This window comes from Rickettsia sp. (genome assembly GCF_965035265.1).
Genome location: NZ_CBCDJS010000066.1, coordinates 1 through 7,745, shown reverse-complemented (window position 1 = coordinate 7,745; position 7,745 = coordinate 1). Strand labels below are relative to the sequence as shown.

Genomic DNA, 7,745 nt, shown 5'->3' with positions numbered 1-7,745 from the left:
GACAATTATAGATTGAGTAAAGAACTAATTTCAAAAATTAATTGAAGTAATGCAGAAGATATTTATATTAATAGTTTAATTCATTAAAGATTGAGCTCCTTGTGAAAAATAACACTAATCAAATACCTTCTATTTTAAAAAATCCTTCAGTAACTCCTATTCCACTATCTAAGAACAAGCTTAGTAATATTGGTTATAGAACTACTATCCCTGCTAAAGGCGGCGGAGGAACGGTAACTTTTGAAGATAATGTAAATTTGGAAGGAAAATTCTTTCATATAGCTAAAGTTTCAAGCAATTATCATGTTACAATAGAAACTATCGGTAACGCTGAAAAGCTAATCCTAGAACCGCATAGTAGCCTTACGGTAATTGACCTTGACAATCAATTATTTGATAATCCAAGCGATGAAGTTATAGAAATAGACCTAATAGGGGAAACAAATCTATAAATATATTTATAATTTCTTAACTTTTTTAATTGAAATAACTTATTAGATATTGTAGTAGTTATCATACAACTTAAAATTCATTCAAAGAGGAAAATATGATATACGATTCAAAATACGGCAATGACCCAAGCCTTGGTCCTGTTAACGGAGCAATCCCAACAACATCAGGTACTTTAACTATAACAGACACATCTACTACTTTTGACGGTAAAGTAATAATTTCAACTAATCAGCGTGTTACACTTGAAAGCCTAGGTCATGCTGAGGAATTGCTCTTAGAACCACATAGTAGTGTTAAAGTAACCGATCTTAATAATTATGTATTTACAAATCCTAGTGATCAAAATAAGACAATCGTATTATCAGGCGAAACTACTACTTTTGATGATAGTCCATACGCTTAATAAATACGTTATTTCTGCATTGCGTTGTTGCGTGAATACCTAATCGTCATTGCGAGCGAACGTAGAGAGCGTGGCAATCTCGTCAAATATCCTGAGATTGCTTCGTCAAAATTTTCAATTTTTCCTCGCAATGACGGAAAAACTAATCCACGTAGCCACTTTCTAAGACTCAAGCAGCACTTGATTTTGTAGTTTAAATAATTCCGCAGCTCCGCCTTTAGCAAGCTTTAACATTGCTAAAAATTGTTCTTCGGAAAAAGGTTCTTTCTCTGCCGTGCCTTGTACTTAGATTAAATTACCGTTACCTGCAAACACAAAATTACTATCCACTTCCGCATCACTATCTTCTAAATAATCCAAATCTAGTATCGCCTCACCTTTATATATACCACAAGAAATAGCTGCAATTTGACTAATTAAAGGGTTTACTTTTAAAATTCTCTTTTTCATCAATGATCTAATAGCTAGGTGCAATGCTACGTAGCTTCCTGTTATTGCTGCCGTTCTAGTACCACCATCAGCATTAATAACGTCACAATCTATAATAATTTGTCTTTCACCAAGTTTCTTTAGGTCAATTATGCATCGCATGCTTCGCGCTATTAAACGCTGTATCTCTTGAGTTCTTCCGCCTTGTTTTCCAAGGGCCGCTTCTCTTTTAATACGCTGGGATGTAGAGCCGGGGAGCATACCGTACTCGGCAGTAATCCAGCCTTGATTTTGCCCACGTAAAAACGGAGGTACGGTAGTTTCGCAAGTAGCACTACACATGACATGCGTATTACCGATTTTAATAAGGCAAGAACCTTCCGCATTAACAAGCGGTGATAATTCTAATGAAATAGGACGTAATTGGTTGCTTTTTCTTCCTGAGTGTCTCATAATACAATTTGTACTCCTAAATAAATACACAAAAATCGGTAGACGAAGTTTAATTTGAAAAAGAGCAAGGAACTTTGAAGCTTATAACCACAACGTATATATAATATGTGAGGATTATAAGCGAAAAGTAACGATGCCAATTTTTCAAATTAAACGAGTATACCATTGAAAAAAATTTTATTATATCTATATATATATCAAAAAAGAACATAAAAAAGTAAATAATATGATAGATGATAATATAGAGAACCATAATGAAGAAGAAATTAGTCCTACTATAGAAGCTCAAGTAGTTGATAATGAAGAAATAGCGAGCTTAAAAGCACAAATTGAAGAGCTAAAAGACAAGCTAATTAGAACTACTGCCGAAATAGACAATACAAGAAAGCGCTTAGAAAAAGCACGTGACGAAGCAAAAGATTATGCGATTGCTACATTTGCTAAAGAGCTACTAGATGTTAGTGATAATCTTTCAAGAGCATTAGCACACAAACCGGCAAATCCTGATATAGAAGTCACAAATATTATAGCCGGTGTTCAGATGACTAAAGATGAGCTAGATAAAATATTTCATAAACATCATATTGAAGAAATAAAACCAGAAATAGGATCGATGTTTGACTATAATTTACATAATGCAATTTCGCAGATAGATAATACAGAGTATGCACCGAATAGCATTATTACTTTAATGCAATCAGGATATAAAATTAGGGATAGGCTACTTCGTCCTGCTACCGTACAAGTAGTTAAAAAGCCTTAATACTCGAACAACTTCAAAAATTGGCGTCGTCGTTCTACAAGAATTTCTGTTCTCACGTATTAAGTATACGCTGCGGTCCTCGCCTTGTGAACTCTTAGCTCTTTTTGAAGTTAATCTTCATATAGAAAATTGGAAGAATAATATGAATAGAACCGCTATATTTTGGCTAGTTTTTTTAGGGCTTTTTATAAGCGGTTTTATGCTAATTTCAGACGCCGTAAAACCATTTTTTATTGCGTTTATAATATCTTACTTATTACAACCTGCTATTGATTTTATCGCAACAAAATTAAAAATATCGAATAAATTTGCATCGAGTATAATTTATCTGATATTTTTAAGCATATTTTTTATAGCACTTACTATTTTAGTGCCGATAATTTATGGACAAATTTTTACTTTTATAAATAATATTCCAAAATATAAAAATTATTTACAGGCAGAAATATTACCTCCTATAATGGCAAAAATTTATTCGATAGAACCGGATATTGCCGATAAAATCAAGAATTCTTTAAGCAATTTTATAAATAGTATATTTACTATACTTGGCAGTATTGCTAATAATTTTTGGCGTTATACTATTATCACTATTAACATATTTGTTTTATTTTTACTTATACCTATAATATTATTCTATTTCCTACGTGATTGGGCTAAAATTATTGCAAACATAAAATCATTATTACCTATAAAAACTAGACCGAAAATCCTTGAAATATTATCGGCAATTAATAATCTGTTATCTGCTTACATAAGAGGCCAGCTAAATATTTGCTTATTATTATCTACTTATTATAGTATTGCATTTACCGTAATAGGTATTGATCTCGCTCTTTTACTTGGCATTTTAACAGGGTTTTTAGTTATTATTCCTTTCCTTGGTACTTTTATATCGTTTCTTTTAACTCTAATTATCGGCTATTTAACTTTTGGCGTAACTTCCAAATTACTATATATAATGATAATTTATCTAGTCGGAAATATTTGTGAGTCTTATATTTTAACCCCTAAAATTATCGGTGATAAAATAGGGTTGCATCCTCTTTGGATTATATTCTCGATTTTTGCTTGTGGCAGTTTATTTGGAATTATTGGGATATTTTTTGCCATACCTATCGCTGGTATTACTAAAATTTTACTCTTGAATCTAATTAAATTTTATAAATCTAGCAAATTCTATCGAATAGACGGCTAAAAAATTCTTATAACAGTGCAGCAATATATATTTCGGTTTACTATTCCTAATAAATATCATCCTGATGAATTTATTGTTTCTAGTTCTAACTATCAAGCTTATAATATTATACAAAATTGGCAGCACGGCTTTGGCGTTAATCCTTATAAATTCACTTTATTAATCAAAGGGCCTTCTTCTTCAGGCAAAACTTATTTAACCCAAATATGGCAAAATTTAAGCAATGCTTATATTATTAAAGATATTTTTTTTAATGAAGAAATTTTAGAAAAATATAATGCTTTTATCATTGAAGATATTGAAAACTGGCAAGAGCCGGCATTACTTCATATATTCAATATTATTAACGAAAAACAAAAATATCTTTTGCTTACATCGCTTAATAAAAATGAAAATTTTGCATTGCCTGATTTATCTTCACGTATCAAATCGGTACTTAGTATAGTATTAAACTCCCCTGATGATGAGTTAATCAAAACTCTAATATTTAAGCATTTTTCTATTTCTTCGGTAACAATATCTAGGCAGATAATAGATTTTCTTTTAGTAAATTTACCTAGAGAATATGCTAAAATCATAGAAATATTAGAGAATATAAATCAATTTGCCTTAACTTCTAAAAGAAAAATAACCACTTCATTAGTCAAAGAAGTTTTAAATAATTATAATCATAAAATATTGTAACTTTTTCCTTGACTTTAAATCTTCTCAATATAATCTTTCTATAAATTAACTTTTTAGAAAAATTGTGTTAGGATACGAAAAAAAACAAAAAAGTTTAAACAGAGAACAAAAACGGGCTATAGGCTTACTATCCATAGGTACTTTTTTAGAGTATTTTGATCTTATGCTCTATGTTCATATGGCGGTACTACTTAATGAGCTTTTCTTCCCGCAATATGATACTCACGTTAATCGACTTCTTGCAGCTTTTTCTTTTTGCTCTACTTTTATTTTTAGACCCTTAGGAGCTCTATTATTTGGTTGGATAGGAGATAATATAGGCCGGAAATCCACAGTCATTATTACCGCTATTTTAATGTCATTTTCTTGCATCGTTATGGCTAATCTTCCTACTTATGCCCAAGTAGGTGCTAGTGCCGCTTGGATAGTAACTATATGTCGTATAGTACAAGGTATATCATCTATGGGAGAAAGAGTAGGAGCAGAATTATATTTAACGGAATCTGTCGGAGCTCCTAAGCGTTTTCCTGCCGTAGCATTTGTAGGAGTATGTGCTAGCTTAGGATTAACGGTAGCTCTTGGCGTAGCAACTTTAGTTACATCTTACAGTTTTAATTGGCGTATCGCATTTTGGATAGGTGCAGGAATTGCATTAATAGGTAGTGCCGCTAGAACTACTTTACGTGAAACACCGGATTTCGTTGATGCTAAACGTAGAATACACGACACAATAAAAGATAGTAATATAATTGATGTAGCAAAAATAAAAAATAATCCTGTATGGCAAGAAAAAGTTAATAAGAAAACTGCCATCTATTATTTTTTAATACAACTAGCACAACCTGTATGGTTTTATTTTGCTTATGTTCATTGTAGTAATATACTTAAAGATTCGTTACATTATACCACTGAAGCAGTAATACATCAAAATTTCATTGTTTCTATAGTAGAGTTTTTTGTAGCACTAGCACTTACATGTTTATGCTATAAATTTCATCCGCTAAAAATTTTAAAAACACAATTAGTGATATTTTTAGCTTTTATTTTATTTAGTCCATTAATATTAGATAATATAACCCAAGGTTGGCAAATTTTCTTAATTCCACTAATTGTAGTTACTTTTTCTCCAAGTGAATTTCCGGCAATCCCGATATTTTACAAAAGTTTTCCGGTTTTTAAACGGTTTACCTATGCTAGCTTTATATATGCTTCTTCAAGAGCTGCTATGTACGTAATTAGTTCTTTTGGGCTTGTTTATTTAACAGAACGTTTTAATAATTTAGGATTACTGATGATAGTAATTCCTATCATTATAGGGTATAGCCTCGGTATATCACATTTTAAAAGGCTAGAAGTTGAAGCAAGAAATTATTATTGAATGCGAATAGCGAGTTATTGCATAATTCGCTATTCAGTATAAAATATTAAATATAAAAGATGAAAAACGGCTTTCAACTTTTATATAAATTAGTTGTATACTTTATCTTCTTCAGAGAGTTCGGTTTTAATTATTTCAAGTAGAGAAAAAACCTTACAATATTCTTCAAGCTTTTCGTTTATTTTTTGCAGTTCACTTAAAGCACTACTAAAATCTTCTTTTATTAAATAGGTTTCTACAGCTTTATTCTGCTCTAATATTTTAAGCATAATATCTTGTAACAATTTATTATAGTGATTTTCTAACTTAGATGTATTTGACATAATAATTAATAAATAACTTTGTATTTTAATTAATATATGAATTTTTTAATAACACAATAACTTTTAGTTAGTTTAGGTTATTATTTATCTCTCTTTGCTTTATTAGGCACTGTTAACAGTGCCTAATAAAGCAAAGAGAGATAAAGATTTACCTTAAATTTGCATTTTAAGTAATTTAATTCTAGATAATTGTTAACAAATTTTAATAATTATCTATAATGCACCCTAAAACAGATTAAAGGCATACAAATAGAGCGAATAGAATGGCACGACCTATAGAAGAAGAAAATAAATATGCACAATCACTAGAAAAAGATTTAGATATTGTAATTCCTAAGGTGCAGAACAAAAAGGTATCATCTAATGATATAGGCATAGTACCTAAAAAGCAGCCTCCAATATTTAGAAGTATGGATGATTTAGAAGTTATACAAAGGCGTAACTTGGAGCGTATAATTTCTCAAGAAACAGTAAAAAGTAAAGATGATTTATATATAATAGAGCAAGAACGGATACAAAAATTAAGGAGTAGAGGCACAAATGCCTTAAAAAACCATGGACAACACCCAAACACTATTTATGAAAGTGAGTATAAAGCACAAACTAACTCAAGAACATCCAATATTATAAATAGTATTAAGACCTCAAAGACATGGGGTAATATAAAGAAAATAAGCAACGTAGCAGGAAAGATTCTTTTCAATAAAACCACAGCTAGTGTACTCGGATTAATAGCAAGTAGTATTATACTGGCAACTATAGCACCTGCAGCGCTCCATTTATGTTTGCATCAGCTACTGCCATGGCAACATCTATAGTAGGTAAAGCAATAATAGATGTAGTACATACTCGAAGGATACGTCTTCTTACACAAGAAAATAAATTATTAGTAAAACATCGTGATGATTTGAGTAAACAGCAAGCCCTTTTAAAAATTGACCCGAAGTTAAAAGATATTTTAAAAGATGATTTATATATACATAATGATCGGCCTCAAACGAAAGACAAAAGTAATAAAGGTACCAAATCATTATTTATAGCATCGGTTATAACAAATGGAATAAGTAATATAGTAAACGTGGCAGGGATATCTGCAGCTATAGTCGGTAATAATATAGCACAAATAATTTCATCAATAAATATAGGATTACAATCATTAAAAGGTTCTAAAGATTCGGTAAATCAGGTTCAGGATAGAATAAAGTTAATTAAGGAGTTAAACCATAATATTAATCAAGAAAAACAAAAAACAGATATAGGTAATTATAAAAATATACAAGCATTAGCAGAGATAGGGCATAAACAAACTATTCAAACCGAAGCATTAACCGCTTTACTACAAGATAAGAATTACTTTAGATTTACCGATCAAGAAAAACAACAGAGATTTAATCAGCTTAATAAAGAAATAACACTAAGAACAGAATTAGAATATGCTGATACAAAAAAAATAACATCACAAAATATAATAGTAGATGTACTGAAAGACATAGGTAGAGCACATAGTCCTTTTTATAAACAACCGGAACAAATGACTACTCATAAAAGCGTGTTAACAAAAGCAGTCGAAAGTGCAAATAATAAGAGACGAGTGAAGTTGGATCATGGATATGCATTAACTGGCTACAAACTGCAAGGTGAGACGGTAGACCGAATGCATG

General features: G+C 30.7%; 8 protein-coding genes and 2 pseudogenes. 8 read left to right on the top strand and 2 right to left on the bottom strand.

Annotated features, from left to right (window positions below):
* Positions 1-101 precede the first annotated feature (101 nt).
* Together AC1Z7D_RS05095 and AC1Z7D_RS05090 are read left to right on the top strand one after the other, a co-directional pair.
* Positions 102-452: a hypothetical protein gene (locus AC1Z7D_RS05095; RefSeq protein WP_482602551.1), complete on the top strand. Its 351-nt coding sequence runs from the start codon at positions 102-104 to the stop codon at positions 450-452.
* 95 nt (positions 453-547) lie between these two features.
* Positions 548-856 (top strand): hypothetical protein, encoded by a 309-nt coding sequence (locus tag AC1Z7D_RS05090; RefSeq protein WP_482602549.1) that lies wholly within the window; start codon positions 548-550, stop codon positions 854-856.
* A gap of 162 nt (positions 857-1,018) precedes the next feature.
* On the opposite strand, the pseudogene rph reads toward AC1Z7D_RS05090, so the two are convergent.
* A pseudogene (gene rph / locus AC1Z7D_RS05085) lies at positions 1,019-1,738 on the bottom strand (ribonuclease PH).
* A 226-nt stretch (positions 1,739-1,964) separates the two neighbouring features.
* Between rph and grpE the strand changes: the two are divergent.
* The 4 genes from grpE (at position 1,965) to AC1Z7D_RS05065 (ending at position 5,761) form a co-directional block, all read left to right on the top strand.
* Positions 1,965-2,501 (top strand): nucleotide exchange factor GrpE, encoded by a 537-nt coding sequence (grpE, locus tag AC1Z7D_RS05080; RefSeq protein ID WP_482602547.1) that lies wholly within the window; start codon positions 1,965-1,967, stop codon positions 2,499-2,501.
* Between the two features lie 142 nt (positions 2,502-2,643).
* Entirely contained in the window at positions 2,644-3,699 is a 1,056-nt protein-coding gene (locus AC1Z7D_RS05075) for an AI-2E family transporter (RefSeq protein ID WP_482602545.1), read from the top strand.
* A 15-nt stretch (positions 3,700-3,714) separates the two neighbouring features.
* Positions 3,715-4,383: an HdaA/DnaA family protein gene (locus tag AC1Z7D_RS05070; protein ID WP_482602543.1), complete on the top strand. Its 669-nt coding sequence runs from the start codon at positions 3,715-3,717 to the stop codon at positions 4,381-4,383.
* Between the two features lie 64 nt (positions 4,384-4,447).
* Positions 4,448-5,761 carry an MFS transporter gene (locus tag AC1Z7D_RS05065; protein WP_482602541.1) on the top strand — a complete coding sequence of 438 codons (1,314 nt, stop codon included), beginning with the start codon at positions 4,448-4,450 and terminating at the stop codon, positions 5,759-5,761.
* Between the two features lie 89 nt (positions 5,762-5,850).
* Here AC1Z7D_RS05065 and AC1Z7D_RS05060 read toward each other — a convergent pair whose 3' ends face one another.
* On the bottom strand, positions 5,851-6,084 hold the full coding sequence (locus AC1Z7D_RS05060; RefSeq protein ID WP_482602539.1) for a hypothetical protein: 234 nt from the start codon (positions 6,082-6,084) through the stop codon (positions 5,851-5,853).
* A 263-nt stretch (positions 6,085-6,347) separates the two neighbouring features.
* Here AC1Z7D_RS05060 and AC1Z7D_RS05055 point away from each other — a divergent pair, with 263 nt between their 5' ends.
* Positions 6,348-6,902 (top strand): hypothetical protein, encoded by a 555-nt coding sequence (locus AC1Z7D_RS05055; RefSeq protein ID WP_482602537.1) that lies wholly within the window; start codon positions 6,348-6,350, stop codon positions 6,900-6,902.
* Positions 6,866-7,745, top strand: a pseudogene (locus tag AC1Z7D_RS05050) (hypothetical protein); the annotation flags it as partial. The gene AC1Z7D_RS05055 and the pseudogene AC1Z7D_RS05050, both read left to right, overlap by 37 nt.